The sequence below is a fragment of the Streptosporangium sp. G11 genome (assembly GCF_051192615.1).
Lineage (GTDB): Bacteria > Actinomycetota > Actinomycetes > Streptosporangiales > Streptosporangiaceae > Streptosporangium.
On record NZ_JBPJUQ010000034.1, the window covers coordinates 1 to 22,965 of the forward strand.

The 22,965-nt window shown below is 70.1% G+C and carries 23 protein-coding genes; 13 read left to right on the top strand and 10 right to left on the bottom strand.

Annotation, left to right across the window (positions count from 1 at the left end; translation table 11 throughout):
• Positions 1–194: 194 nt before the first annotated feature.
• Positions 195–767: a hypothetical protein gene (locus ACSDR0_RS27590; RefSeq protein WP_435291794.1), complete on the top strand. Its 573-nt coding sequence runs from the start codon at positions 195–197 to the stop codon at positions 765–767.
• Between the two features lie 191 nt (positions 768–958).
• Here ACSDR0_RS27590 and ACSDR0_RS27595 read toward each other — a convergent pair whose 3' ends face one another.
• The 3 genes from ACSDR0_RS27595 to ACSDR0_RS27605 all read right to left on the bottom strand — a co-directional run bounded on the left by ACSDR0_RS27595 (position 959) and on the right by ACSDR0_RS27605 (position 4,988).
• Positions 959–1,114, bottom strand: a complete 156-nt coding sequence (locus tag ACSDR0_RS27595) for a hypothetical protein (protein ID WP_435291795.1) — start codon at positions 1,112–1,114, stop codon at positions 959–961.
• 68 nt (positions 1,115–1,182) lie between these two features.
• The gene (locus ACSDR0_RS27600; RefSeq protein WP_435291796.1) at positions 1,183–2,121 is read right to left on the bottom strand and encodes a diacylglycerol/lipid kinase family protein; all 939 of its coding nucleotides are present in this window, start codon (positions 2,119–2,121) and stop codon (positions 1,183–1,185) included.
• 89 nt (positions 2,122–2,210) lie between these two features.
• Entirely contained in the window at positions 2,211–4,988 is a 2,778-nt protein-coding gene (locus ACSDR0_RS27605; protein ID WP_435291797.1) for an immune inhibitor A domain-containing protein, read from the bottom strand.
• A gap of 189 nt (positions 4,989–5,177) precedes the next feature.
• On the opposite strand from ACSDR0_RS27605, the gene ACSDR0_RS27610 reads away from it, so the two are divergent.
• Both ACSDR0_RS27610 and ACSDR0_RS27615 read left to right on the top strand, forming a co-directional pair.
• A complete protein-coding gene (locus ACSDR0_RS27610) occupies positions 5,178–6,539 on the top strand; it encodes an FAD-binding oxidoreductase (protein WP_435291798.1) in 1,362 nt (453 codons plus the stop codon).
• A gap of 96 nt (positions 6,540–6,635) precedes the next feature.
• Positions 6,636–8,588, top strand: coding sequence for a protein kinase domain-containing protein (locus ACSDR0_RS27615; protein ID WP_435291799.1), 1,953 nt, complete (start codon positions 6,636–6,638; stop codon positions 8,586–8,588).
• A gap of 119 nt (positions 8,589–8,707) precedes the next feature.
• Here the strand turns inward: ACSDR0_RS27615 and ACSDR0_RS27620 are convergent, their stop codons facing one another.
• Together ACSDR0_RS27620 and ACSDR0_RS27625 are read right to left on the bottom strand one after the other, a co-directional pair.
• Complete coding sequence (locus tag ACSDR0_RS27620; protein ID WP_435291800.1) at positions 8,708–9,115, bottom strand: PIN domain-containing protein; 408 nt, start codon at positions 9,113–9,115, stop codon at positions 8,708–8,710.
• Positions 9,100–9,351, bottom strand: a complete 252-nt coding sequence (locus ACSDR0_RS27625; protein ID WP_435291801.1) for a type II toxin-antitoxin system Phd/YefM family antitoxin — start codon at positions 9,349–9,351, stop codon at positions 9,100–9,102. Before ACSDR0_RS27625 ends, ACSDR0_RS27620 begins: the two co-directional genes overlap by 16 nt.
• 732 nt (positions 9,352–10,083) lie before the next feature.
• Between ACSDR0_RS27625 and ACSDR0_RS27630 the strand changes: the two genes are divergently transcribed.
• On the top strand, positions 10,084–11,073 hold the full coding sequence (locus ACSDR0_RS27630) for a TY-Chap domain-containing protein (protein ID WP_435291802.1): 990 nt from the start codon (positions 10,084–10,086) through the stop codon (positions 11,071–11,073).
• A 220-nt stretch (positions 11,074–11,293) separates the two neighbouring features.
• On the opposite strand, the gene ACSDR0_RS27635 is transcribed toward ACSDR0_RS27630, so the two are convergent.
• Both ACSDR0_RS27635 and ACSDR0_RS27640 read right to left on the bottom strand, forming a co-directional pair.
• Positions 11,294–11,536, bottom strand: a complete 243-nt coding sequence (locus ACSDR0_RS27635) for a hypothetical protein (protein ID WP_435291803.1) — start codon at positions 11,534–11,536, stop codon at positions 11,294–11,296.
• Positions 11,533–11,931, bottom strand: a complete 399-nt coding sequence (locus tag ACSDR0_RS27640; RefSeq protein ID WP_435291804.1) for an ATP-binding protein — start codon at positions 11,929–11,931, stop codon at positions 11,533–11,535. The genes ACSDR0_RS27635 and ACSDR0_RS27640 overlap by 4 nt, the downstream gene beginning before the upstream one ends.
• 98 nt (positions 11,932–12,029) lie before the next feature.
• On the opposite strand from ACSDR0_RS27640, the gene ACSDR0_RS27645 reads away from it, so the two are divergent.
• Genes ACSDR0_RS27645 through ACSDR0_RS27655 form a run of 3 tightly spaced genes read left to right on the top strand, consistent with a single transcriptional unit; the run spans position 12,030 to position 13,421 of the window.
• On the top strand, positions 12,030–13,040 hold the full coding sequence (locus ACSDR0_RS27645; RefSeq protein WP_435291805.1) for a helix-turn-helix domain-containing protein: 1,011 nt from the start codon (positions 12,030–12,032) through the stop codon (positions 13,038–13,040).
• 7 nt (positions 13,041–13,047) lie between these two features.
• Positions 13,048–13,245 carry a DUF397 domain-containing protein gene (locus tag ACSDR0_RS27650; protein WP_435291806.1) on the top strand — a complete coding sequence of 66 codons (198 nt, stop codon included), beginning with the start codon at positions 13,048–13,050 and terminating at the stop codon, positions 13,243–13,245.
• Between the two features lie 29 nt (positions 13,246–13,274).
• Positions 13,275–13,421 (top strand): DUF397 domain-containing protein, encoded by a 147-nt coding sequence (locus ACSDR0_RS27655; protein WP_435291807.1) that lies wholly within the window; start codon positions 13,275–13,277, stop codon positions 13,419–13,421.
• Here ACSDR0_RS27655 and ACSDR0_RS27660 read toward each other — a convergent pair.
• The gene (locus ACSDR0_RS27660; RefSeq protein WP_435291808.1) at positions 13,408–13,803 is read right to left on the bottom strand and encodes a GNAT family N-acetyltransferase; all 396 of its coding nucleotides are present in this window, start codon (positions 13,801–13,803) and stop codon (positions 13,408–13,410) included. The genes ACSDR0_RS27655 and ACSDR0_RS27660 overlap by 14 nt on opposite strands.
• Positions 13,804–13,997: 194 nt before the next feature.
• On the opposite strand from ACSDR0_RS27660, the gene ACSDR0_RS27665 reads away from it, so the two are divergent.
• Entirely contained in the window at positions 13,998–14,603 is a 606-nt protein-coding gene (locus ACSDR0_RS27665; RefSeq protein WP_435291809.1) for a hypothetical protein, read from the top strand.
• 98 nt (positions 14,604–14,701) lie between these two features.
• Here the strand turns inward: ACSDR0_RS27665 and ACSDR0_RS27670 are convergent, their stop codons facing one another.
• Positions 14,702–15,925 (bottom strand): MFS transporter, encoded by a 1,224-nt coding sequence (locus ACSDR0_RS27670; protein ID WP_435291810.1) that lies wholly within the window; start codon positions 15,923–15,925, stop codon positions 14,702–14,704.
• 86 nt (positions 15,926–16,011) lie between these two features.
• On the opposite strand from ACSDR0_RS27670, the gene ACSDR0_RS27675 reads away from it, so the two are divergent.
• From ACSDR0_RS27675 to ACSDR0_RS27685, 3 genes are all read left to right on the top strand, one after another.
• Complete coding sequence (locus tag ACSDR0_RS27675) at positions 16,012–17,007, top strand: GlxA family transcriptional regulator (RefSeq protein ID WP_435291811.1); 996 nt, start codon at positions 16,012–16,014, stop codon at positions 17,005–17,007.
• 225 nt (positions 17,008–17,232) lie between these two features.
• Positions 17,233–18,756, top strand: coding sequence for a carboxylesterase/lipase family protein (locus ACSDR0_RS27680; protein WP_435291812.1), 1,524 nt, complete (start codon positions 17,233–17,235; stop codon positions 18,754–18,756).
• 155 nt (positions 18,757–18,911) lie between these two features.
• Positions 18,912–20,078 (top strand): PrsW family intramembrane metalloprotease, encoded by a 1,167-nt coding sequence (locus tag ACSDR0_RS27685; RefSeq protein ID WP_435291813.1) that lies wholly within the window; start codon positions 18,912–18,914, stop codon positions 20,076–20,078.
• A 116-nt stretch (positions 20,079–20,194) separates the two neighbouring features.
• Here ACSDR0_RS27685 and ACSDR0_RS27690 read toward each other — a convergent pair whose 3' ends face one another.
• Positions 20,195–20,386, bottom strand: a complete 192-nt coding sequence (locus tag ACSDR0_RS27690) for a hypothetical protein (RefSeq protein WP_435291814.1) — start codon at positions 20,384–20,386, stop codon at positions 20,195–20,197.
• 182 nt (positions 20,387–20,568) lie between these two features.
• Here ACSDR0_RS27690 and ACSDR0_RS27695 point away from each other — a divergent pair, with 182 nt between their 5' ends.
• Positions 20,569–21,324 carry a TetR/AcrR family transcriptional regulator gene (locus ACSDR0_RS27695; RefSeq protein WP_435291815.1) on the top strand — a complete coding sequence of 252 codons (756 nt, stop codon included), beginning with the start codon at positions 20,569–20,571 and terminating at the stop codon, positions 21,322–21,324.
• Positions 21,321–22,964: an acyl-CoA carboxylase subunit beta gene (locus tag ACSDR0_RS27700; protein ID WP_435291816.1), complete on the top strand. Its 1,644-nt coding sequence runs from the start codon at positions 21,321–21,323 to the stop codon at positions 22,962–22,964. The genes ACSDR0_RS27695 and ACSDR0_RS27700 overlap by 4 nt, the downstream gene beginning before the upstream one ends.
• The last annotated feature ends 1 nt before the right edge of the window (position 22,965 follow it).

The following is a 22,965-nucleotide window of genomic DNA, read 5'->3' on the forward strand; positions in this document are numbered from 1 at the left end:
GCGATGAAGCAGGAACCCACCCGAAGCCCACGCGGCAGGCGGGAATCTCCGTCCTTTAGGACGGAGTGGATGTCAAGAGGAGGTCTCGCAGACCCTCCGCATCCCGTTCGGCACCGTCGGCTCCCGGCTCAACCGGGTGCGCAGGAAGCTGCGCGCGGCGCTGGGCGGCGTCAACCCCATGATCGGAGGCTCCGATGGATGAACTGACCTCGGTCCGCGACCTGCTCACCGAGCCGGAGCCGTCCCGCGAGGTGATCGCGGCGGGCCGGGCCCGGCTCCTGGCCGCCGTCGACCCCTTCACCGAGTCCCCCGAGCCGTCCGGGCTGCCCTCGCCCCGGCCTCCGGGCGGCCGGATGATCCGGCAGGCGCGACGCGGCCGCAGGACAGCCTGGTGGACGGCCCTGGGGGTGGGGCTGGCCGGGACCGCGGCGGCCGCGGCCCTGGTGATCGCCTCGCCGACCGCCGTACGCCCCCCGACACCGCTCACAAAGCTGCCGGGGCCGGACACCTCCGCCACGGCGAGGCAGGTCCTGCTGGCCGCGGCGACCGCGGTCCCGGCCAGCACGCCCACCCCCCAGGGCGAGAACAAGGTCTACGGGAGGAACCGGCTCGTGATCGACGTGGCGAGCGGGCTGCCGCTGTCCAGGGAGAGGGACGGTCTCGACCGGCTCCCGGACGGGCGGACCTACAAGGTCACCTCGTTCACCGCGTACGAGCGGATCGGCTGGACCGACGATCTCCCTGACCTGCCCGCCCGTCGCGACTGAGCCGCTGGGTGTAAGGGGTCGCGCGGATCGGCGCGGGTGCGCGACCGGCACGGGTGCGCGCGGCCTCAGGGCGCGATCGGCGCGGATGCGCGACGGGTAAGGGTGCGCGCCTCGGGAACAGGCGGGACGCGGGGCGTACGGGAGCCGGGCCCGGGCTGTCGCCTGGGCCTGGCGCACCGCCGGGGGCGGGGTCAGCGACGCGTGTGGCCGCCCCGGAAGCGGTCGAGAAGCCCGCGCAGCTTCTGCCGGTTGCGCGGGTCGCGGGCCATAGTCCTTGCCTTCTCCATGTTCCTCTGCCCCTGCGGGGTGCGCAGGTAGTTTCGGACCCGGTCGATCAGCGACGCCATGGTGTCCTCCTCTGTCGGAACCCTCCAACTACCCGAGGAGGCCGGTTCCAATCACGGCGGCGCCGGGCTCAGGAGTCGACGAAGTCGTCGGGGACCATCACCCGCAGCCCGTTGGGGACGGTGCGGATCGTGATGGGGGTCATCAGGCGGACCTCGCCGTCGACGTCGGCGGCCATCGGCGGGTCGGTCTCCAGGTGCATCTCGCGCCCCACGACGAAGGGGCCTCCCGCCAGGCTGCGCCAGCGGCCGCTGCTGGCGCGGATCATGGTCTCCACCAGCAGGCGCAGGCGCTTGCCCGAGCCGAGCTGGTACGCGACCAGGCGTCCGTTGTCGATGCTGATGTCCTTGGCGACCTGCCAGCCGCCGTGGAAGCGGCCGTTGGCGATGTTGAGCTGGTGGGTGAGCAGCTCGTGGCGGCGCCCGTCCACGGTGAGGAAGGCGCGGAACGGCTGGTGGCGCGGCAGGACCGTCAGGGCCGTGAGCGGGTAGGCCGCGCGGCCGAGGAAGCGCTTCACCCCGTGCCTGACCTTGCCCGCCACCTCCACCGAGACCCCGAAACTGGCCAGGTTGGCGAACTCGCGGTCTCCGGCGATCCCCAGGTCGATGTCGGCGACCTTCCCCGTGCGCAGGACCCGGATGGCTCCGGCGAGGTCGAGGGGGACGCCGAGACTGCGGACGAAGTTGTTGGTGGTGCCCAGGGGCAGCACGCCGAGGGCGACGTCCCGGTGGGCGACGTGCTTGACGGCGGCGCTGAGCGTGCCGTCGCCGCCGCCCACCACGAGCAGGTCGGGCTCGGCCGCCAGGGCCTCCTCCAGGGTGGCGCGCAGGCGTTTGGGATCGACCACCGGGAAGAAGCGGATCGAGCCGAACCCCTGGGCCCGCAGCGCGCGGACCACGTCGGGGTAGCGGCGCCGGCCGCGGCGCGAGCGCGTGTTGACGACCACGCAGACGCTGCCCTCGGTCCGGATGGCCTCGGTGTGCTCGGCCTTGCTTCGAAGCTCTCCCACGCTGCCCCTATCCGATCGGGTGTTTGCCCGTTCAAATGGTAGGGCCCCGCCGTCGGTGACGGCGGGGCCCGGTGCCCGTGGGCCCTTGTTTACTTCTTGGGCGGGGTGACCTGCACGATCGCGCCGAGGTTGCCCGGGAACGGGGTGATCAGCTTGAGCTTCACGCCCAGCGCCTTGCCCTCGTCGCCGGGGTTGCCGGAGCCGAGGACGTGGCCGTTGCCCATGTCGGTCCCGTACAGCTCGGTGGCCGGGGTGCCGTCGGCGTTGACGACCCGGGTGCTGTAGAGCTGGTCGTCCTTGGAGGGGACGACCGTCGAGGCGTCGAAGTCGCGGTAGAACAGGCTGGTGCCGCGCGCCTCGAACCCGGGGTACCAGGTCTTGGCGTCGGTGAACTCGGAGACGCCGCGCTGCGCAGCCACCTTGGTGCAGTACTCGCTGAAGGGCTCACCGGGCCCCTCGAAGCACTCGGTGAAGGGGTAGGTCTTGGAGAAGGAGAAGGCGGCGTTCGAGGTCTGCACGCGGCCGTTCATGTTCTTGAGCGTGGTGGTGTCCTTCTCGGCCGCCGCGCCGGTCCGCCGCAGCGGGTCGAAGTGGGAGTCGACGAGGATCAGGCTGCCCTTGGAACCGATGCTCGGCGCCAGTTCGAGGTTGTTGGCCACCGAGTTGTTGGTGTAGTTCGAGTCGCGGAACCAGACGAGCAGGCCGGGGGCGTTGTACTTGACCTTCTCCACCTTCCAGGCGCCGTCACGCGAGTAGTTGGTGGTGTAGGTGTACTGCAGGCCCTTGTCGAACCCGTCGTAGTTGCGCCACTCGGCCAGATAGAACCGGGAGACCTCGCGCTTGCCGTCGTTGACGACCCAGCCCGCGCCGGTGGTGCCGTTGAAGGTGCCGCCGTTGGCCGTCCAGCCGGCCGCGCCGCTCTCGAGGTCGTCGCTCCAGACGGTCTGGGTGCCGTTGGTGAGCGAGAAGTCGTCGACGTGCCAGCCGCGCGGGGTGAACGCCGCGTCGGTGTTGTAGGTCAGGCGCAGCTTGACGGTCTTGCCGGCGAACGGGGCGAGGTCGACGTAGTCGTGCCGCCAGCCGTCGGTGTTACCGGTGAGGCCGTACTTCTTGTTGCCGAACGTGGCCAGGTTCTTGTTGGGGTCGGTGTAGTCGTCGTCGGTGGAGACCAGGGCGCCGCCCTCGGTGTAGACCTTCTGCTGGGCCCAGGTCGTGCCGCCGTCGGTGGAGATCTCGACGAAACCGTAGTCCCAGTCTTCCTCGATCTCGTAGTTGTTCCACATCCGGAACTTCAGGTCGGTCCCGGCGGGCACCTGGAGGTCACGGCCGATCTTGACGTTGGCCCATTCCTGGTCGAAGTTGGACCAGAAAGTCTTGGTGCCGCTGTGCGGCTCGACCATCGTGACCGGGGGGCTCGTCAGGTTGACCCTGACGCCGTCCTGGGTGAGCTTGGGGGTGCGCGAGGCCTGGCCGATCGTCACCGCGGCGGCGCGGTCGCCGGGGTTGAAGACCTTGGGGTTGGCCCAGCCGAGGACCCACTTGCTCCAGATGCTCATGTGGGCGGGCATCGACTGGAAGATCGGGCCGCTGTGCGAGCCGCTGGACATGAGGTCCCAGAAGTCGACGGCCGAGGAGGCCTGGCCGCTGGTGTCGTAGAGGTCCGGCAGGCCCAGGTCGTGACCGTACTCGTGGGCGAAGACGCCGACGCCGGAGTCCTCGGGCTGCACGATGTAGTTGGAGATCTTCACGTTCTTGCCGGGCACCTGGTAGCCGCCGGCCACCGCGCTGGAGTGCGCCCAGATCGCGTAGGTGCCCTCGGCGCCGCCGTCGGAGGACTTGTCCTTGCCCGCGTGGACCAGGACCAGGTGGTCGACCACGCCGTCGGGCTCGGCGAAGTTGCCGTCGCCGTCGGCGTCACCGACGTCCTCGAGGTCGTAGTCGGCCCAGGGGAAGGCCGGGTCGGCGGCGGCCAGGGTGTTGACCGCGTCGATGGCGAGCTGGCCGGCCCCGAGCGGGTTGTCCGGGTGGCCGCTCATGTCCTGCACCGGCTGGCCACAGGCGCGCGCGCCGTAGTAGGCCTCGGAGTGCGGGACCTTGATCCACGGGCTGGCCTGCCCGGTGACCGTGTAGGCGCCCTTGGACATCTCCTCGTACATGTTCTTCATGGTGAAGCCGGAGATGTCGATGCCCTTGCGGCCGTCCCGGGGGTCGGTCAGGTCGGTGCGGACGCGCTGGGTGATGCCCTGCTTGGTGTAGAGCATCTTGTTGAAGTGGTCGGGGCTGAAGTCGGGCACCCAGAAGCTGTTGTTGTCCTTGTGGGACAGCGTGGCCGGGTTGGGGATCTTGTTGTGCAGCGGGCCGTTGAGCAGCGTGCCCGCCGGCTCGGTGACGCACTCGGCCGGGTCCTCGCTGTCGACGTTCCCGGGCCGGGAGAAGCCGGAGAAGTCGTCGTTGGCCTTTTCGTTGAACTCCACCAGCAGCGTGAGGAGCTTGGCCGTCTTGACGGTCTTCGACTTCTTGAAGATGAAGTCGGCGGGGTTGATCCCCGTCCTGATCGCCTCGGCCTCACGTTTGGCCAGCACCCGCGCGGCGACGGGGTTGCCCTCCGAGTACTTCTCGGCGATCTTCTCGGAGGGGCTCTTACGCGCCTTGGCCGACGGCACGGCGGGGTCCTCGACCTCCGGCTCGTCCCTGGGAGGCGCGTAGTTGATGTAGTAATCGGCCGCGGTCGGCTGGTACCGCGCGACCGAGGCGTCGCTCTCGGCCGACGCACCGCCCACGGCCAGTCCCGTGACGGCCAGGCCGAGCACGGGAACAATCGCGAGGAGACGCCTGCCGGCGCCTCCGCTGCTGACTCTGCCGGACAACGTGTCCCCTTCCCTGCGCCCGGGTTGGCCGGACGCGTCCATCTCCGGCGCGCCGTATGAGCGCACCGAACCGGGACGTTAGACGAGAAGGTAAAGCGAGAGTCAAGAGACCAAATGATGTTGCGAAACTGCAATAAAGTACCTTTTGTCCGGGAGGAGCATGTTGGGGCAGGCCGTACAGTCCAACGTGTGACCGCTATCTCCGAACTCGTCACCGCGCTCGCACCGGAGAAGGTGCTGACCGACCCCGACGTGACCGACTCCTACGCGAGGGACCGGACCTTTCTGGAGCCGGGCAAACCGCTGGCCGTGGTGCTGGCGCACACCAGGGACGACGTGGTCGCCGTGATGAGGTGGGCCACCGAGCACCGGGTGCCCGTGGTCCCCAGGGGAGCCGGGACCGGCCTGGCGGGCGGGGCGACCGCCGTCGAGGGATGCGTCGTGCTGGCGCTGCACAAGATGGCGGCCATCAGGGAGCTGTCCCCCGCCGACGAGATGGCCGTGGTCGAGCCGGGCGTCATCACCGCCGACCTGGACCGGGCCGCCCGCGAGCACGGGCTGATGTACGCCCCCGACCCCTCCTCGTACGAGATCTCCACCATCGGCGGCAACCTGGCCACCAACGCGGGCGGCCTGCGGTGCGTGAAGTACGGCGTGACCCGCGACTCGGCGATGGGCCTGGAGGTCGTGCTCGCCGACGGGCGGGTGATCAACACCGGCAGGCGCACCGTGAAGGGCGTGACGGGGTACGACCTGACCGGGCTGTTCGTCGGCTCCGAGGGGACGCTCGGGGTCATCACCGCGGCGACGGTGCGGCTGCGCAGGGCACCGTCGGTCTACCCGGCGACGATCGCGGCCGAGTTCGCCTCCCTCAGGGACGCCGCCGCCGCCGTCTCGGCGATCATCGCGGCCGGATGCCAGCCGTCGCTGATGGAGATGCTCGACCGCAACACGCTCAAGGCCATCGACGACTGGCGGAACATCGGGCTGGAGGAGTCGACCCGGGCGATGCTGATCGCGCAGTCGGACGCGGTGGACGGCCCCGCGGTCTCCGAGCGCATGGCCGAGCTCTGCACCGCCAACGGCGCGGCCTTCGTGGCGGTGTCGTCGTCGGCGCAGGAGGCCGAGGAGCTGATCGGGGTCCGGCGGATGGCCTACCAGGCCAAGGAGCGGCTGGGCAAGTGCCTGGTGGAGGACGTGTGCGTGCCGCGCTCCTCGCTACCGGACATGATCGAGAAGATCGAGGCGATCGCCGTCAGGCACGACGTGCTGATCACCACGGTCGCCCACGCGGGCGACGGCAACCTGCACCCGGTCTTCATCTTCGACCACGCCCTGACCGAACCGCCGCCGGAGGTGTGGGCGGCGGCCGACGAGCTCTTCAGGGAGACCCTGGAGATGGGCGGCACGCTCACCGGCGAGCACGGTGTCGGGCTGCTGAAACAACGCTGGCTGGCACTGGAGACCGGGCCGGTCACCGAGGAGATCCACCACGGGATCAAGCGGGTCTTCGACCCTCTCGGCATCCTCAACCCCGGCAAGGCCATCTGAGCGGCCTCCCCCGTCGCCGCGGATCTCCGTCACCACCCGCGCTGGTAGCGTTCTGCCTCACATAAACCATTTTTCGGGTTTTGTTCGGGGGACATCGTGACAGAGCCGCTCAACGAGGAGGATCCGTCGCGGCTGGGCTCGTTCGAGCTGATCGGACGGCTCGGCGAGGGCGGCCAGGGGATCGTCTACCTCGGACGGGGGCCCGAGGGCGAGCAGGTCGCCGTCAAGCTCCTGCACCACGGGCTGGCCGGCGATCCCGAGGCCAGGGCCCGCTTCCTGCGCGAGGTGTCGGTCGCGCAGCGGGTGGCCCGGTTCTGTACCGCGGCGGTGCTCCACGCCGACCTCGCGGGAAGCCGCCCGTACATCGTGAGCGAGTACGTCCCGGGACCGTCCCTGCGCCTGCTGGTCGACCGGGAGGGGCCCCGGCGCGGCGCCTCCCTGGAACGTCTCGCGGTCAGTACGGCCACCGCGCTGTCGGCGATCCACCGCGCGGGCATCCTGCACCGCGACTTCAAGCCCGCCAACGTGCTGATGGGCCCCGAGGGCCCGGTGGTGATCGACTTCGGCATCGCCAGGGCGCTGGACTCCCCGGGGATGACGGCGACCGGGGTGGCCATGGGAACCCCGTCCTACCTCGCGCCCGAGCAGCTCGGTTCCGGCGACGTGACGCCCGCGGCCGACGTGTTCGCCTGGGGCGTCACGATGGTCTTCGCCGCGACCGGTAGGCCCGCGTTCGGCCAGGACTCCATCGCCGTCGTGATCAACCGGATCCTGAACGCGCCGCCGGAGCTGGGCACGCTGGAGGGGCCGCTGCGCGACCTGATCGCGGCCTGCCTGTCCAAGGACCCGGCCCTGCGCCCCACCGCCGAACAACTCGTCAGCCACCTGATGGGCTCGGGCCCCACCACCCCGGTCCCCCGCCCGGCCGCCCCCCTCCCCGGACCGGGCCAAGCGTCCGGTCCCGCGCCCGGTTCCTTCCATGCCCGCGGCACCGGTGCCGACACCGCACCTGGTTACGGCACCGTGCCCGGTTCCATGCCTGGTTCCATGCCAGGTTCCGGCACCGGACGCGCGACCGTACCCGGAACCGGGACGGCCGCGCGACAGGGCGGGCACGGCGCGCAGGGTCAGGCCGGACCACCGGCGGGCGGCCCCGGACAGGCCGGACCGTGGCCCGGCGGACCGGAGCGGCGCGGACCGGGACAGAACAGTCAGGAGCCCGGCAAGAGGAAGGCGCCCCGGCCGGTGGGGCTCCTGCTCGCCGGGGTGGCGGTCGTGGCCGCGCTCGGCATGGCCGCCGGGGCCGTGGTGCTTCTCCAGGACGACGAGAAGGCCGCGGCGGCGCGACCGGCGGCGACCCCCACCGTGTCGGGGATCGCGGAGCCGGAGCCGACGCTCGTCCCCGACGACCCGCCCGACGCTTTGGAGGAGTCTCCCGAGCCCTCGGAGACGGCCTCGCGGGAGGAGAGCGAGACGGTCGTCGCGCTCACGCCTCCCCCGTCCCGGCGCACCTCGCAGCCGTCCGAGGGTCGGGACCCCGCCGTGGAGAAGCCGACGCGAAGACCCAGTGGATCCCCCAAGCCGACCCCGTCCGCCAAGCCGACGACCTCGCTGCGGCCGAGCGACGCCCCCAAGCCCTCGTCGTCTCAGAAGACGATCTCCAGTCCCACCACCGCGCCACCGACGGTGAAGCCCACCATCATCGCCAAGCCGAGCCCGAGGCCCAACCCCTACAGGGCCACCGGCATCTGCGGAAGCGGCTACAAGGTGGTCAACTCCAGGGCCCTGGGCAGCGCGGCGACCGTCTATCTCCTCTACAACGCCGCGCAGGGCAGGAACTGTGTGGTCACCATGTCCAGGTATGTGTTCCCCTCCAAGATCGCGATGAACGCAATCCTTCAGGTGAAGGGCGGCCTCACCAGGAGCAACCCCGGCAGGTTCACCGCCTACGCGGGCCCGGTACGGCTCTCCGCCGCGAAGAAGTGTGTGATCTGGGGCGGCTCGCACGGGTCGCGGTCCTGGAAGAGCGGCTGGAGCCACTGCGGCTGAACACAGGGGACCGCGCGCGCTTCGCCGGTCTCCGTTTCATCCGGTCCGGCTCCGGCCGTCTTGCGCCGCCTCGCGTGTGCACGTCGGCCGACAGCGATGGAACCCGGGCATCGTGGCGTTCAGCGGGGAACGACCTGTGCCCGGACCCCGGGCAGGTCGTCGAACCCGGCGGACGAATCCATCGTGATCACGATTCTCGCGGTGGCGGCCGCCGTCGCGGCGATCAGCAGATCGTACGCTCCCCGCGCCTTTCCCGAGCGGCGCGCATCGGCCAGGAGGCGAGCGTGAACCCTGGCGACGTCCACCGTGTACTCCTCGACCGGGATCAACGCCAGAACCTCATCCACGAAAGCCTGCCGCCCGGGACGGCGTGCCGCATCCGCCAGTTCCACGCCGACGAGCAACTCGGCCACTGTGATCGCGGCGATCGCCACATCGTCGGCATCCCCGATCACCGCGTCCACGGAGGCCCTGCCCCGCTCCACCGCGCTCAGCACGCCGGTGTCCGGGATCAGGCGTCGGGCCACGTGCTCCTCATCTCGTCGTCGACCGCCTCCCGGGCCGCCGCGACATCGGCCTCAAAGCCGGCGTCCAGCGTCCCCACGGCTCTGGCCAGGAAGGCTTTGACCATACGCCCCGGCGCCGTGGGCGCGGGACCGATCACCGCGATCCGCTTGCCCCCACGAGTGACCACGATCGTCTCCCCCCGCTCAGCCTCGTCCAGAACGACCGCGAAGCTCCGAGACGCCTCAGTGGCAGTCATCACCTTCATGAAATCAGACCATCTGATTTTGGGTGGAGATTCGTTGATCACCCCTTCCGGCCATCGGACACTCCTGGATCGCAGGCGCCTCGTCAGCCACCTGATGGACGCCGGCCTCGTACAACTCGCCACCGCCGAAGAGTGCGTCATCTGAGGCGCTCGGACGGGTCACCGTCATGGAAGAGCGGCTGGAGCCACCGCGGCTGAGCACGGGGGCGCTTCGCCGGTTCTCGTTGCCTGCCGGCGTCTTCCACGGTCTCGCGGAGCGGCGACGGAACAGATCCATCGGGACTGCGAGAGATGAGCTTCCCCCCGTAGGACGGACACCTCGTCTGAGAACGCACGCTGGATGATCAATAGATCACGTTCCGGGCGGTGGTGTCGCGGCCGGGAGATCCGAGAGTGTCGGACTCAGGCGGTGACGCCGATTCACCCAGAACCCGGGACCGAACTCGCCGGGGATGCCGTGACTCCGGCACACAAGGTCACACCATTTCGCGTTGTTCCGGGCGGCCACGACCACCGCCCCTCCGACATGAGGACCTTCACCTTCACGGTGTCACAGCGCCCGTTCGACCGATCGGCCACCACTTCACGACCTTCACGGCAGCGCTCCACGATAGGGCCGACCCCGGAAACCCCCGTCCCATGCCCGCTCGGTCGGCACGTACCACCGTGGTCGGTAGCATCGGGCGGAAGATCCTTTCCGTACGAGCCTGTTGGACGTGTTGAATGAACTCGCACACTCACGGTTCCGAAAGCCGCGGCGAAGACGACACGCGGGATTCGATCTGGGATGTCCTCGCGCAGCCCTACTCCGGTGAGGTCGGATCGGCTCCCCCATGGATCGTCAAATGCCTGAACGGCTCCAACGCGCCAGGTGACCGCGTACGCCTGGGCGATTCGGCGACCGGAACGTACGTCATATTGAGCAAGTTCATGGACAGGTACGTCTACGCGGAGATCTTCGAGGCGCGCGGGCTCTCCGACGTCCAGCGGGAGCGGCTTCACGCGCTGGGCTGGAGACTGGAGGCCACCGGAACCTCGCAGATCCGTCCCACCTGGTCCATCGGCTGGACATGGTACGAGAGCGACCTGGAATTCCTCACGGGTCACGCCGAGGCCGTCATCGGCGCGTTGTGTGACGTGCTCGCCGTGCCGCCGGAGCGGTTGCGCTGCTGGTCGTGGGGTGATGACGGTCCCCTCGACGCTCCGCTCTTCTTGAAAGGTCGCGACGAGCGGCCCACGGCCACCGGCGCTCCCACCCGGTGTACCGAGTGGGAGGATCTGCGGCGGCGCCTGGACTGGGTGCTGCAGACCCTCCCCACCGAGAGCGCCGTGATCCTGACCAACGGGGAACGCGGCGGAGTGCAGTTCATGACGGATCACTATGGCTTCGCGAGCACCGGCGCACTCGACTACCGGCCGGTGTCGACGGACACCCCGGATCCGGACGCCCCCAGGACCGACCGCGAGCGGCGAATGTTCGAGATCGGCTGGACTCCCGACACGGTCACCGGGAAGTGCGTCAGCTGGACGGTCGGCAGCCCGGTCGTCTGGGCGGACACCGGGCCGCTGGCCACGCAGGCGGTCGAGGCACTGCGGGCGCTCGGTTTCCACGATCCCTCGGAACTCGCCGTCAAGACCTTCCGCAACGGCATGGGCGACGAGCACGTGAAGCACGTCGCCGAGGAGCTGGGCATCCGCCCCGAGGAATCCTGATCCGCCCCCTTGGCCATGCGGTAGGCGGACAGGGCGCGAGCAGCGATCGCAGTCGTCACCGTGGCCACCGGGCCGGGCGGCCGGGTGCCGCCGGACTCCCGCGCCCAGGGCGACGGAGGCGTCGCGGTCGGCCCCTCGAAGTACGCCGGCCAGTGCGGCCTGTCCCCCTCCCACCGTGAGCAGCGATCCTTCGTCCCCGAAGAGCGGTGCGGGGACGGCGTCACGGCCGGTCGCGGTGCGGCTCGTGATCGCCCGGTGGACACGACGGGTTGCACAGCACGTCCACCCAGATGTCGGTGACCGGCGCGGTGATCCGCTCGACGACATCGGCCGGGATCGCGTCGTCCACGAGGTCGGCCCAGATCGTGCGTACGGCGGCGGCCAGCGTGACGATGCAGGTGCCGCACCGCACGCAGACCCGCACGTCGTCCGGCATGTCCAGGACGGACAGCGGGCCGCTCATCGCGATCCCGGCTCCACGCAGACGAACCAGACGGTCTTGCCCTCGGGCGCGGACTCGACACCCCACCGGTCGGCGTAGGCCGCGACGATCGCCAGCCCGCGACCGTGTTCCGAGTCCGGGCCCGCCGGAAGCGGGCTCGGCCACACGATGCTGTGATCGGTGACCTCCCCGCACACGATCCGCCCGTGCCGGTGCAGCGAGAGGGTGATCGGCGCCTTCCCGTGCACGACCGCGTTGCTCACCAGCTCGGACACGACCATGGTCACGTCCTCCGCCACGGCGGAGATGGCCCAGGCGGCGAGGGCTTCCCGCGCCAGCCGACGCGCGACGCCGACCACTTCGGGATCGGCGGGCAGATCCCAGAACGCCTCAAGAGCCTTGCGAGGTGTCTTCATAAGTTCTCCAGCGGAGGCGAGACCGACAGAGCGAGTACCGCGTTTGCCATGCGAAGGATCAAGACTGCGAGGCCGGGATCCGGCCAGAACGACGACCGATGTTGCACAGCATCACGAAGCACTTACAGAGCGTGTTCGTCAACGCGCCTTATGATGTGGCCTGCACAGACCAAAATGCAACTCTCATTTTGAAACTCGACCGATATGTCTTCTCTTACGCTGAGTGCTCTACGATCGACACCCCTACCCCTTGGAGGCAAGCGATGACAAACAGTGGCCAGGGCCCAACGGTGCGCCGTCGACGTCTGGCCACCGAACTCCGACGTTTGCGCGAGGCTGCCGGCCTGACCATGGAGGAGGTCGCTCAATCACTGGACATGTCGCGGGCCACGATTTCACGCCTCGAAACAGGCAAAACGGCCCGACCGCGCCCTCGCGACATCCGGGACATTCTGAAGCTGTACAAGGTAGGAGATGCCCAGCAGGAGGCGGTCATGGACCTCGCCCGAGGTGCCCGCGAGCGAGGGTGGTGGGAGCAGTACAAGGGCGTCTTCACAGGCACCTACGTAGGGCTCGAAGCGGAGGCATCCTCAATTGACACTTTCGAACCTCTTGTGATTCCCGGCCTGCTGCAAACGTCCGCGTACGCGGCCGAGCTGGCCCGAGCCTCTCTCGCTGACCCTGCCGAGATCGATAAGCGCGTGGAAGCTCGGATGCGCCGCCAGGAGATTCTGCAGCGCCCGAATCCGCCCCGATATCGGGCGATCATCGATGAGGCAGCCCTACTACGGCCAGTGGGCGACACGGAGGTCATGCGCGATCAATTTCGCAAGTTGATCGATACCTGTTCGCTTGAGCACGTGACCATTCAGGTCATGCCGATGTCAGCCGGTCCGCACATCGGCTTGTGGGGGCAGTTCGTCATTCTCGGGTTCCCTGACTCCACCGATCAGAATGTTGTCTACATTGAAACTCCGACAGACAATCTCTATCTCGAAGAGTCCGAACACCTCGAACGTTATAACCTGGTGATGCAGCGCCTCGTCATCGACGCACTTGGAGCTGACGCCTCGATCGCGCATCTGTCCGAACTAATCGACCGGCTGTGAGGCACCGATGGATCTATCCAGCGCAGAATGGCACAAGAGCACACTCAGCCAGGGCGATGGCAACAACTGCGTGGAAGTCGCACTGAACCTTCCCGACATCATCGCGGTACGTGATTCGAAATCCCCCCACGAGCCGATCCTGACCTTCACCCCCTCGGAATGGTCCGCCTTCATCAGCGATATACGAAACGGCCGGTTCGACTGACCAAAACCAGCTGCACAGACGCGACCGCGATGAGCCAGAAGGAAGTCGTGGATCCTGTCTGGGGTGATCTCATCTGGCGAAAGAGTTCCTGTTCCGGCTCGGGCGACAACTGTGTCGAGGTCGCGGCGCTCCCCGGCGGAGGGCAAATCGTGTCGTGCCCGGTTACAGAGCGATGAGGCCGGCGTGCGTCGGCCGAAACCCGCAGGCCCCGAGGTAGAAGTCATTCACGTCATCGTCGAAGTCGACGTGGAGCCATTCGCACCCGGCCGCGCGGGCCTCTCTGACGGCGACGGCGATGAGTTCGGTCCCGACACCGTGCCGCCGGGCTCTCCCCGTCACGAGAGTGTCAAGGACGAAGGCATGGACGGCGCCGTCCCATGCCACATTGACGAAGCCGACGAGCTCGCCGTCCTCCGTGGCGCAGACCCACCCGAGGCTGTGCCGGTTGACCTGAGCCCACCGGTCGTCCTTCGGGGGCGCGTGACCAAAGCCCTCCGCGTGCAGGGCGTTGATCGCCGTATTGTCGAAGTGGCCTCGCCACTCGTATGCGATCGTCACGGAGTGACCGTAGGAAGAGACCCGCGCCCTCGGCAACGAGTTTTCAATCACCCCCTGTCCGGCGCCGGCCGCTCGCGGTACGCCGCCGCGCGGGTCACGCGCCGGACTCCGAAACGGCGGTTTCACGGAGCGCCTTTCGGCGAGGGCTCCGGATGAAGGGGCGCTCTCGATTCTCCCCGGATTCGGCTTCTCCAGTGGAGAGCCCGGCCATGGCGCTGTCCCCTCTTTTCGTTTCGTCGACGTCAAAGGCCTCGATCGCGATGCACGCTTCCAAGGTGACGGGCTACACCTTCAGGTGGGATCATCGGCGCAACGAGCCCGGGACTCCGCTGTCCGAAGAGGAGGCCCGGGCCAAGGACGCCGCGGGCGAGGAATACTCCGCGATCCTGCCGCCTCGGCCCGGCACGCGATCTGCGGTATTGGTGACGCCGGTGTGGCGGACCGGCGTGGTCGTCGTGACCTTCATCGACGACTTCGGCCGCAGAGTCGTCGAGTACGTCTTCACCGGCAAAGACGATCACCGTCTCTTCCTGAGCGGCGTCCGTGTCTGGACCTATCCGAACGACCAACCGGGTCTGCTCCTGTCCGACGCCGTAGTGCGCGAAAACATCCGCTACCGCGAGGACGGCCACGTCAGGCGCGTCATCACCGACAAAGCCGAACGGCATCGCGAGACGGTGGAGTACACCGGCGTCCCGGTCGACACCCACTGGGAATCCGTCCCTGCCTTCGGCGCCTACGGCTCGATCGGCCGGTTCGAGCGAGGAGCACCCCCGCTGGAAAGCCACCCCGGGGACTGAGTCGACCTGCCGATCGAACCGGTCGGCGGAGTGACGGTGGTTCGGCGGCCCCGCCCGGCCAGGCGCCGTGAACCGCGGATCACTTCCCGCCCGGGTGGTCAGACCCGGCGCAGGCGGCGGATCGGCGGGATGAGCAGGAGGGCGGCGCAGACGGCGGCGGTGACGCCGGTCGAGACGAACAGCAGGTCCCGGGGTTCGACGATCGAGGAGACCGGGCCGACGAGGGCCTGGCCCACGGCGACGCCCGAGACCGAGCCGGCGACCTCGTAGGCGGTCACCCGGTTGAGGACGTCCGGGGCCACCTGCGTCTGGACGCTCGTCGACCACATCACCGACCAGAACGCCCAGGAGGCGCCGCCGAGCAGATGGCCCGCCAACAGCGGGAGAAGCGGGAGCTCCAGGGCGACCGACAGCGGGATGCAGGTGAAGCCGATCAGGGCGACCGCACCCGCGGCCAGGGGGCGGGCGGGGCGGAAGCGGATCGCGACCAGGCCGCCGATCACGGTGCCGGCGCCGAGGGCGGCCATCGCCCAGCCGTAGGCGGCCTCGCCCAGACGGTCGCCGATCAGCCGGGAGCCGAGCGGGATGTAGGGGCCGAAGACGAACAAGCCGAAAAAGACCCAGACCAGGATCACCGACCACATCCAGCTGCGGGAGCGGAACTCCACCCAGCCGCGCCGCAGGTCGAGCAGGACCGTCGAGGACTCCCCGGCCCCGGCGGCGGGGGCGAGCCTGATCAGGGCCAGGCAGAGGCCGCTGACCAGGAAGGTGGCCGCGTCGAGGGCGTAGACGGCGCCCGCGCCGGTCAGCGCCATCAGCACTCCGGCCAGGACCGGGCCGCCGAGCTGGGTGGCCGCGTCAGCGATCTTGAGGGTGCCGTTGGCCCGCTGGGGGTCCTTCGCGACCAGCGGGACCATGCCGTTGACGCCGGGCTGGAACATCGCGGCGGCCGTACCCGACAGCGCGGAGGCGACGATCAGCAGCCACAGCGGCGGGGTGCCGGTGAAGAACGCGACGGCGAGCACGCCCTGGGTGACGATCCGCACCAGGTCCGCGCCGACCATCATGGCGCGTGCGCCGATCCGGTCGGAGAAGACCCCGCCGAACAGCACGAACAGCACGAAGGGCGCCGTCCAGATGGCGAGAACGTACCCCACGCCCGAGACGCCGTAGATGGCCCCGACCGCCAGCGCCGTCGCGACCGGCATCATGGCGTCGCCCAGCAGCGACACCACCCGGGCCGCGAAATAGAAAGAGAAATCCCTGGTCCAGAGCGTGGACGGGACGCTCGAGGCATCTTCACGATCGAGAATCGCGGTCATGTGACGAACTCCATGACCACTCATTCTGAAGATCAGCGCACATCCCCACAGATGCCCTGAATGACATTGTTGGGTACATTCTTGCCATGAGGCATCGCGTGGTCGCCCTGGTCGGCCCCACACAGGAGATGTACCCGGTGACCTGCGCGTCCGCCGTGTTCGGCTACCACGGTCCCGACATCCCCCAGCTCTACGACTTCCGGCTCTGCGCCGAGCGGCCCGGCCCGATCCCGACCACGCTGGGCGCCGACATCGTCGTCCACGACGGCCTGGAGGCCCTGGCGGAGGCCGACACGATCCTCATCGCGGGCTGGTGCCCAGGGCCGGACTTCTCCGCCGAACTCGGCGCGGCGGTCCTGGCCGCCCACGGCCGCGGCGCGCGGATCGTCGGGATCTGCGCGGGCGTCCACGTCCCGGCGAGCCTGGGCCTGCTGGACGGCCGCGGCGCCGCGGCCCACTGGGAGCTCACCCACGAGCTGGGCCGGCGCTACCCGAGGGTCCGCGCCGACGCGACCGTCCTGTACGTCGACCACGGCGACGTCGCGACGGCGGGCGCCACGGCCACCACCGTCGACCTGTGCCTCAACCAGGTCAGGCGCGACCACGGCGCGGCCCTCGCCATGCGGATCGGCCGGCAGCTGTCGGCGGCCCCGCACCGGGAGGGCTGCCAGCGCCAGTACCCCGCGCTGCCGACGACCGGCCCGGTCCCCGACTCCCTCGCCCCGCTCCTCGACTGGATAACCGCCAACCTCGACCGGCCGCTGACCCTGGAGGACATGGCGGCCCGGTCGGGGATGTCGGCGCGCACCCTCAGCCGCCGCTTCACCGAGCAACTCGGCATCTCCCCCGGCCGCTGGCTGCTCGACCGGCGCATCGCCGGCACCCGCGCCCTGCTGGAGGAGACCGACCTTCCGGTGGAGACGATCGCCCAGCGCGTCGGCCTGTCCTCTGCGGTCAACCTGCGCCGCCGCTTCCACAACGCGCTGAGCACCACCCCGGCCGCCTACCGGCGTTCCTTCCGCTCTCCGGCCCCGGAGGCCGTCGCCCGCTCCGCCGTGGGCTCGCACCCGCGCCGGATATGACCCCACCGGCGGACACGACGGGTTGTACAACACGTCCACCCAGACGTCGATGACCGGCGCGGTGATCCGCTTGACGATCTCGGCCGGGATCACGTCGTCCGCGCTCGGCCCGGAATCAACTCCGTGTGGGTTTCAGGCTCATGTGGGCCGCCCCCTAAATGCTTTGCCCGCGGATGGCGCGCACTGGGATGCTCGGCTGAGCCGGAACGGAGAGGAAACCGCGAAGTGGCCGTCACCGCGTCCAGCAAGCAGTCCGAGCCGGAAGTCCGCACGGCGGCCGGCGTCCTCCGCGGCGGCCGGGAGGCGGGCCTGGCGGTCTTCCGCGGCATCCCGTTCGCCGAGCCGCCGGTCGGCGCCCTCCGTTTCGCCGCGCCGCAGCCGGTGCGCGGCTGGGACGGTGCGCGCCCGGCGGTCGCGTACGGCCCGCCGCCCCCGCAGTCCGGCGTACTCGGGGTGTCCCAGGACACCACCGACGACGGCTGGCTGACGGTCAACGTCTGGACACCCGAACCGGATCCGGCGGCGGGGTTCCCGGTGATGGTGTGGATCCCCGGCGGCGGTTACGCCATGGGCGACTCCAGCCTCCCGGAATACGACGCCGGGCACCTGGCCGGGAGCGGAGCCGTGGTCGTGACCCTCAACTACCGTCTCGGTATCGAGGGTTTCGCGCAGATCGGCGGAGCCCCGGCCAACCGGGGACTGCTCGACCAGGTCGCGGCCCTGCAGTGGGTGCGCGACAACATCCGGGTGTTCGGCGGCGATCCGGACCGGGTCACGGTCTTCGGCCAGTCGGCGGGTGGCGGATCGGTCGCCGCGCTGCTCGCCATGCCGCGCGCCGCCGGGCTCTTCCACCGGGCGGTCGCGCAGAGCGTGCCCGGGACGTTCTTCTCCCCCGAGCTGGCCGCCGACATCGCCGCCGCCTGCGCCGCCGAGCTGGGAGTACGGCCCACGGTGTCCGGCCTGTCGGCGGTGGCCCCGGCCCGGCTGCCCGCCGCGGGCGACGCGATCTTCGCCAAGACGGTCCAGTGGCGGGAGCGCTGGGGGCAGATCACACACCGGCCGATCCCGTTCGCACCGGTCGTCGACGGCGACGTCCTGCCGGCGCCCCCTTGGCAGGCGCTGGCCGACGGCGCCGCCCGCGACGTCGGGCTTCTCGTCGGGCACACGCGTGACGAGCACCGGTTGTTCAGCCTGATCGACGGCGTGCTCGGCCAGGTCACGCACGAGCAGACCGAGACCGCTCTGCACATGCTCGCCCCCGGCCCCGACGGTGCGCGCCGGTACCGGCGGGCATTCCCGGCCGCGGCCGATGAGGAGCTGTACGAGCTGGTCAACGCGGACTGGTTGTTCCGCATGCCGAGCCTCCACCTCGCCGACGCGCAGATCGCCGGCGGCGGCCAGGCCCACCTCTACGAACTGACCTGGCCCGCCCCGGGATTGGGCGGCGCGCTCGGCGCCTGCCACGGCCTGGACGTGCCGCTCGTCTTCGGCAACCTGAGCAGCGGACAGACCGCCGCGCTGATCGGCGACCCGCCCTCCCCGGTGGCGGAGGAGCTGTCCGCGCGGATCCGCGGGGCGTGGACGGCGTTCGCCGCTCACGGCGACCCGGGCTGGCCTCCGTACGACGCCGGCCACCGCCTCGCACAGCTCTTCGACACTCCGTCGACGGTCACCGCCTACCCGGAGGAGACCTCGCGGCTGCTGTGGCGGGACCACACCTTCCCTGCGCTCCCGCTGCTCGCGCGGTAGGCGTACCGACGGCTCGGTCATCAGGAGTTCACCACCCGCCGACCGAGACCAGGCCGCCCCGTGGCCGGTCGTCTCACGGATTGCAAGTGGACGTTAACCGGTCAGGGGCACCGTGGTGCTTTCCATCCGAAAGCACCACGAGGAGACCGATACCGATGGACACATACGAGGCGGCCGACCCTCCGCCGCAGGGGGGTCGGCCGCGGATTCTGCCGCCCCGGCCGGGCAAGGGGCTGATCGCCGCTCTGGCGATCTCCGGGATCTGCGTCCTGGTCGCCATGGGGATCGTCCTGGCGAGCGGGGGCCCCACCGGCTTCGGCGTCTCGCTCGCCCTGGGGCTGGCGCCACTGCCGATCCTGCTCGCCGCCGTGCTCGCGCTCGACCGGCTGGAGCCCGAGCCCCGGCTGAACCTGCTCTTCGCGTTCGCCTGGGGGGCGGGCATCGCGGTGATTCTCGGCGTCGTCCTGGAGCTGGGCGGCACGATGGTGATGGTGCGGGCCTTCGAGGTGGGCGAGCGGACCGCGGCCACCGTCACCCTGGTGGCGGTGGCCCCCGTGGTCGAGGAGGCGCTCAAGGGCGCCGCGCTCCTGTGGCTGATCTGGCGGTGCAGGCGCGAGATCGACGGCCCGACCGACGGCATCATCTACGCGTCCATGGTCGGCCTGGGGTTCGCCGCCGTGGAGAACATGCTCTACTACTCCGCGGCGTTCACCGAGGCGGGCGCGGAGGGGGCGGTGGGCGTCTTCGTGCTGCGAGGGCTGGTCTCGCCGCTCGTGCACCCCCTCTTCACCTCGATGATCGGGCTCGGTGTCGCCCACGCGGTCACCGCGCGCCGCAGGGGCGCCTTCCTGGCCGTCCCGCTGGGCTATCTCGGCGCCGTGCTCCTGCACGGCCTGTGGAACGGGACCTCGGCGCTGGAGTCGCTGCCCGCCCTCGGGGCCGCCTATCTCCTGGAGCTGGCCGTCATCTGCGGGCTTGTCGTCGTCACCGTACGGGAGCGGCGGCGGCTGGTGGCCATGATGAGCGTGCACCTGCCCGCCTACCTGCGGACCGGCCTGGTCTCGCCGCAGGACATCGACATGCTCGGCTCGCTGTCCACCCGCAGGCAGGCCCGCAGGTGGGCCAGGGGGCTCGGGGCGGGCGGCGCGATGTCCGACTACCAGCAGGCCGCGACCGAGCTGGTCATGCTGCACCAGCGCGCCGAACGCGACGGCGCCGACCTCGGGGAACTCACCGCCGAGCGCGAGGCCCTGCTGGCGGTCATGGCGCGGTCGCGGGAGAGCTTCGTGCCGCGTTCCCCGTCCCAGCCCCAGCCCGCGTAGGGCGATGCGCGCTGTACGGCGGGTGCCGTGCGAGCGGACCGGCTCGCACGGCGTCCGTCGCGGACCGGGGGTCGTTCAGTCCGGCTCAGTTCAGTCCGGCTCAGTTCAGGGGGCGTTCACTCCTCGCCCTTCTTCCGGCCGGTCGTGAAGGCCACTCCCAGTCCGGCACCGACGGCGATCCCGATGCCCATGCCCATGCCCAGGTTTCCAAGCGCGACTCCCAGAGCGGCACCGATGGCGACGCCGACGGCGATGCCGAGGGAGAGGCCGGTGGCGGCCTTCGACGCGTCGTCTGACTTCTCATCCATGTGCTGCCGCTTCCCCCGCCTTTGTGGAACATGCGCTCTTTCAGGCCGACATCTTGGCATACCGGCCATCTTCGGAATCCCGGCCCGGTCCCCCTGCCAATGCGAGAAACGGTGGGCGGGAGGACGGACGGGATACGCGCCATCCCTGGCGGGGGCGCCTTTTGTGGGCTACCGTACCTGACGTGATCGTCAAGTCTGAGACCCTTGGCAGCCGGGGGCGGCGTACCCGGGCGACGCTCGTCCAGGCCGGGCGGGAGGCGTTCGAGGAGCGGGGCTACGACGCCGTGCGCGTCGACGACGTCTGCGCCCGCGCCGGGGTCTCGCACGGCACCTTCTACACCTACTTCGGCTCGCGCGAGGAGCTGTTCCGCGAGGTGGCGGCGACCGTGGTGGGCGAGATGTTCACCGCCAGCGTGGTCGGACCGGCCGCCCCCGGCGACCCGTACGCCCGCATCGAGGCCGCCAACCTGCTTTACCTGCGCGCGTGGGCCGCCAACTCCCGGCTGGTGCGGATGCTGGAGCAGGTCGCGGTCACCGACGAGAGCTTCCGCGGTCTCCTGCTGGAGCTGCGCGAGGTCTTCGTGCGGCGGGGCGCGGAGGGGTTGCGGCGCCTGCAGGAGCAGGGACTGGCCGACCCGTCGCTGGACCCCCGGCTGACCGCCGTGATGCTGGGCGGGATGGTCGAGCACTTCGCCCACGTCTGGCTGGACCTCGGCGAGCACGCCGACGAGCGGACCGCCGTCGCGGCGCTCTCCACGCTCTGGGCCCGTGCCATCGGCCTGACACCGGCTCCGTCGCGGGATCCGGTACAGGAACGAACACCGGCACCGACGCCGACACCGGCGCGAACGCCAACGTCGACGCAGAAGCCGACATCGACGCCAACGAGCCGGATCGTCGATATGACGTCCGCGTCAACCAAGGGAGCGGGTTCATGAGCCGCCTGGACACCTCCGGTGACGACTACCTGGCGCGGCGCGAGGCGATGCTCGCCAAGCTGGCGGAGCTCGACGCCGAGCAGGCCAAGGCCGTGGCGGGCGGCGGCGGCAAGTACGTCGACCGGCACCACGCGCGGGGCAAACTCCTGGCCAGGGAGCGGATCGAGCTGCTCGTCGATCCCGACTCGGCGTTCCTGGAGCTCTCGCCGCTGGCGGCCTGGGGCAGCGACTTCCCCGTCGGGGCGAGCGTGGTCACCGGGATCGGGGTGGTCGAGGGCGTCGAGTGCGTGATCGTCGCCAACGACCCGACCGTTCGGGGCGGCTCGTCCAACCCGTGGACGATGCGCAAGACGCTCAGGGCGGCCGACATCGCCTTCGAGAACCGGCTGCCGCTGATCAACCTGGTGGAGTCCGGCGGGGCCGACCTGCCGACCCAGAAGGAGATCTTCATCCCCGGCGGCCGGATCTTCCGCGACCTGACCCGCCTGTCGGCGGCCGGGATTCCCACGATCGCCCTGGTCTTCGGCAACTCCACGGCCGGTGGGGCGTACGTGCCGGGCATGAGCGACCACGTGGTCATGGTCAAGGAGCGCGCCAAGGTCTTCCTCGGAGGGCCGCCGCTGGTCAAGATGGCCACCGGGGAGGAGTCCGACGACGAGTCGCTGGGCGGCGCCGAGATGCACGCCCGCGTCAGCGGCCTGGCCGACTACCTCGCCGCCGACGAGCACGACGCGCTGCGGATCGGGCGGCAGATCGTCAGGAACCTGAACCGGCGCAGGTCCGGCGTCTCCCCCGGCGCCGTGCGCGATCCGCTGTACGACGAGGACGAGCTGCTGGGCATCGTGCCGGAGGACCTGAAGATCCCGTTCGACCCGCGCGAGGTGATCGCGCGGGTGGTGGACGGCAGTGAGTTCGACGAGTTCAAGCCCCTGTACGGCGGGAGCCTGGTGACCGGGTGGGCCCGCCTGCACGGCCACCCGGTCGGGATCCTGGCCAACGCCCGGGGCGTGCTGTTCAGCGAGGAGGCGCAGAAGGCGGCGCAGTTCATCCAGCTCGCCAACCAGGCCCGCACCCCGCTGATCTTCCTGCAGAACACCACCGGCTACATGGTCGGCAAGGACTACGAGCAGGGCGGCATCATCAAGCACGGCGCCATGATGATCAACGCGGTGTCCAACTCGTCCGTCCCGCACATCACGATCGTCATGGGCGCCTCGTACGGCGCGGGCAACTACGGCATGTGCGGCAGGGCCTACGACCCCCGCTTCCTGTTCGCCTGGCCCAGCGCCAAGTCGGCCGTCATGGGGCCCGCCCAGCTCGCCGGGGTGCTGTCCATCGTCGGCCGGGCCGCCGCCCAGGCGCGGGGCCAGGTCTATGACGAGGAGGGCGACACGGCGATGCGCCAGCTGGTCGAGGCGCAGATCGAGGCCGAGTCGCTGCCGTTCTTCCTGTCGGGCCGTCTCTACGACGACGGCGTGATCGACCCCCGCGACACCCGGACGGTCCTGGGCCTGTGCCTGTCCGCCGTCAACAACGCCACCGACAACGCCGCTGGCAACGCCGTCGGCAACGGCGCCATCAGCGCCGCCGGCAACGCCCCCGCCCCGAGGCCCTCGGGCTTCGGCGTCTTCCGGATGTGAC

Coding starts and splice junctions, on each gene's coding strand:
- ACSDR0_RS27590 (WP_435291794.1), top strand. CDS start 195: ATGGATGAACTGACCTCGGTCCGCGACCTGCTCACCGAGCCGGAGCCG.
- ACSDR0_RS27595 (WP_435291795.1), bottom strand. CDS start 1,114: ATGGCGTCGCTGATCGACCGGGTCCGAAACTACCTGCGCACCCCGCAG.
- ACSDR0_RS27625 (WP_435291801.1), bottom strand. CDS start 9,351: ATGACTGCCACTGAGGCGTCTCGGAGCTTCGCGGTCGTTCTGGACGAG.
- ACSDR0_RS27630 (WP_435291802.1), top strand. CDS start 10,084: ATGAACTCGCACACTCACGGTTCCGAAAGCCGCGGCGAAGACGACACG.
- ACSDR0_RS27635 (WP_435291803.1), bottom strand. CDS start 11,536: ATGAGCGGCCCGCTGTCCGTCCTGGACATGCCGGACGACGTGCGGGTC.
- ACSDR0_RS27640 (WP_435291804.1), bottom strand. CDS start 11,931: ATGAAGACACCTCGCAAGGCTCTTGAGGCGTTCTGGGATCTGCCCGCC.
- ACSDR0_RS27645 (WP_435291805.1), top strand. CDS start 12,030: ATGTTGCACAGCATCACGAAGCACTTACAGAGCGTGTTCGTCAACGCG.
- ACSDR0_RS27650 (WP_435291806.1), top strand. CDS start 13,048: ATGGATCTATCCAGCGCAGAATGGCACAAGAGCACACTCAGCCAGGGC.
- ACSDR0_RS27655 (WP_435291807.1), top strand. CDS start 13,275: ATGAGCCAGAAGGAAGTCGTGGATCCTGTCTGGGGTGATCTCATCTGG.
- ACSDR0_RS27670 (WP_435291810.1), bottom strand. CDS start 15,925: ATGACCGCGATTCTCGATCGTGAAGATGCCTCGAGCGTCCCGTCCACG.
- ACSDR0_RS27675 (WP_435291811.1), top strand. CDS start 16,012: ATGAGGCATCGCGTGGTCGCCCTGGTCGGCCCCACACAGGAGATGTAC.
- ACSDR0_RS27685 (WP_435291813.1), top strand. CDS start 18,912: ATGGACACATACGAGGCGGCCGACCCTCCGCCGCAGGGGGGTCGGCCG.
- ACSDR0_RS27690 (WP_435291814.1), bottom strand. CDS start 20,386: ATGGATGAGAAGTCAGACGACGCGTCGAAGGCCGCCACCGGCCTCTCC.
- ACSDR0_RS27700 (WP_435291816.1), top strand. CDS start 21,321: ATGAGCCGCCTGGACACCTCCGGTGACGACTACCTGGCGCGGCGCGAG.